Raw genomic sequence first — 3,193 nt, 5'->3', positions numbered from 1 at the left:
TTTCTTTCGTTTCTGTTTGTGCAGTTATGTATCTTGCGAGTTGAGTGTCAGAGTGTTGTATTGAATGATCAGTCGATTGTGCGTCCGACGACGAAGCGAGTTGGGTTGAATCTTGGGTCGATTAATTATTGGGATAACGGTCAGTTGTTGAAGAACCTGATAGGTTCGATCAATCCTGGTTTTGAGCCGTTGGTAGATAACCAGATCTGGGCCTTGACGACGGCGGGCACGGCGACGGGTTTCACGGATCCGGATCAGTGGGATGGAGAGCCGGCGAATTACTGGACGGGTGGAACGTTCCAGATTGTGGCTTCGCAATCGGGCGGTGCGGAGCTGGGATGCACGGGCACGATTGCATCGAACACGGGCCCGAATTATCCGACCAACACGCAGACCAATCCGAGTTTTACGATGTCGACAGCCTGCCCGGCTCCGTTTGCGGTGGGCGATATCGTGATTCTGAGCCAGTCGTTTGCTTCTACGCCGGAGTCGTGGTGGGAGGGCAGCCGCGGTGGCATGTGGGCTGGAATCTCGGGCGGCGGCAAGCTGACCTCGGACACGACAGATCTGTGCGCCACCTGCGGCACGCAGTCGCTGACGATGGATGCGACGGCGTCCGGTTCTACGGCCACGGTGACGTCGTATTACGATTCGGGCACGAATTTTGATTTGTTTGTTTTGATGAACGGCACGTACGAGATTTCGTTCTGGGCCAAGGCTGCCTCGGGCGCCCCGGCCTTGAAGGTATCCGCGCAGCGTTTGTCCGCGGGCGGCTTCAACTGCGGCACCAAGACGCAGGCGTTGACCTCGGCATGGGCTCAGTACACAATCTCCTGCTCGGCCTCGGAGACGGCGAAGGGCACCTCCCCGGGCACTGCGCAGGTGGCGTTTTCCGTCAGCGGCGGCGCGGTTTATCTGGATAACGTCAGCTTCGAGAAGGTGAACACGGACCCGACGAATACCACTGTTTTCCGCGATGAAGTCTTCGACGCGTTGAAGAATTACTACAACATGCAGAGCGGCGGCAACCCCGGCATGCTGCGCGACTGGCTGGGCCAGAATGGCGAGACGTATGCCAACTGGACGGCTCCCGATTATGCGCACAAGCCGACGGCCAGCGGCGGCAGCTACACCATCGGCCCTACCGGTCCGGGCCAGGTCCAGCTCTCGCTTGAGGACTATCTGAACATCTGCAAGGCGCTTAACGCGGAGCCTTACTTCGAAGTGCCGGTGACCATCAGCACGCAGGATGCAGCCAGCCTGATCGACTTCCTGGCCGGTCCCTCGACCAGCGCCGGCGGCAGCCGCCGCGCGGCCCTGGGGCAGAGCGCGCCGTGGACCAGCGTCTTCGACCAGATCCATCTCTCCTTCTGTAACGAGTGCTGGAACGGCTCGTCGTTCGTCGGCCAGTCGTTGCCGGATCGCACCAGCGCGCCGAACAACGAGTATTACTACGACTACAGCATCCGCGCAGCGGCTATCTTCAAGGCCATGCGCAGCGATCCGTATTACACGCAGAGTGCGTTCGACCTGGTGATGAACGCGCAGACCGGCGTCAGCTACACCATGGATACAGCCGCGACCCGGGCTCATCCGGACTCGATCGAGCTGGAAGACTACACCTATCAGAACGTCAGTTCGTTCTCTACGGATCTTGCCCTGTGGCAGCCGGACTTCGTGGAGATTTACAACAAGGTCACCAGCGCCACCGATCCATCGCACTTCTATCAGTCGTTGAACGATTACCAGAACCTGAACGCCTGCGGAGCCACGGGCAGCGCCACCTGCGGAGTCAACATCTACGAGTGGGGCTCGGGCACTCTGGAGGGATCGATCGATCAATCGCACCTGGATGCCATCGCCGCCGGTGCAGGCACGGGCGTGATCTCCGCGCTGCAGCCGCTGCTGAACATGCAGCACTTCGGCATCCTGGCGGACTCATACTTCTCGCTGTCGGAGTATCAGAACAACTCTCTGAACGGAAACATCGACAAGGTCTGGGGCATCGCGGTGGATATGGGCGGGGCGACGAATAACATGCGTCCGCAATATCTGGGGCTGTCGCTGATCAACCAATCGATCATCGGGCCGATGTACTCCTGCCCGATCTCGAACAATGTCACGTATAACTTCGCAGGCAGCGCGACCAATGGAACCTCGGTTCCTCCGGGAGTACCGGCGACCACGGCAGTGCCGTATCTTTACTCGTTCTGCTTCGAGAACGGCAACAACCGCTCGATGGTGCTGATCAACACGGATCTATCTGCCAGCCACACGGTCACCTTCTCCGGCACCAACATCCCCGGCGGCACGGTGATCCAGCGGCAGTACGCGCCGAGCTCTCCCGATCTGTTGAACGAATCTCCATCCGGCACGCCGAGCAATACGGCCACGGCCAAGGTGGCACTGACCAGCGCCACGCTGACCAATCCGACCTCCATCACGCTGCCGCCGCTGTCGGCCACAGCGCTGGACTTTACCAGCGGCACCACGGGCGCAGCCACGGCAGCGACTCCCACCTTCAGCGTTGCGCCCGGCACATACACCGCGGCACAGACGGTCTCGATCAGCGATGCGACCTCGGGAGCCGCAATCTACTACACCACCAACGGATCGACGCCGACGACTTCGTCAACCCGGTATACCGCTCCGATCGCTGTCAGCGCCACGCAGACGATCAACGCCATCGCGGTTGCAACGAACGACATCAACAGCGCAGTCGCAAGCGCTGCGTACACCATCAACATCGCCAGCAAAGTAGCCGCAACACCGCTGCTGAGCATCGCGACCGGCACATACACCAGCGCACAATCCGTAACTATCTCGGACTCGACCGCGGGCGCAACCATCTACTACACCACCGACGGCAGCACTCCAACGACCTCCTCTGCGAAGTACACAGGAACGCTCTCGGTTGGCGCAACGGTGACTCTGAAAGCCATAGCCGCAGCATCCGGCTACACCAACAGCGCAGTCGCCTCCGCAACCTACACCATCAACCTCTCCGCCGCCGCACCAACCTTCTCCCCAGCAGGCGGAACCTATACAACAGCTCAGACCGTAACCATCAGCGACACCACAGCAGGAGCCGTAATCTACTACACAACAAACGGCACAACACCAAACACCGCATCTACCAGGTATACGGCTCCTGTTAAGGTAAATTCGACTGCAACCCTGAAGGCGATTGCTG

The 3,193-nt window shown here is 59.8% G+C and carries 1 protein-coding gene; it reads left to right on the top strand.

All coding sequences use genetic code 11. The features are described 5' to 3' along the window. Positions 1-33: 33 nt before the first annotated feature. Positions 34-3,193: chitobiase/beta-hexosaminidase C-terminal domain-containing protein (locus OHL19_RS22935; protein ID WP_263360187.1), on the top strand; the 3,160-nt coding region annotated here is incomplete at its 3' end.

The organism is Acidicapsa ligni, assembly GCF_025685655.1.
Classification (GTDB): domain Bacteria; phylum Acidobacteriota; class Terriglobia; order Terriglobales; family Acidobacteriaceae; genus Acidicapsa; species Acidicapsa ligni.
The sequence above is the reverse complement of the archived record's forward strand: the minus strand, read 5'-3'. Positions and strand labels throughout refer to the sequence as shown.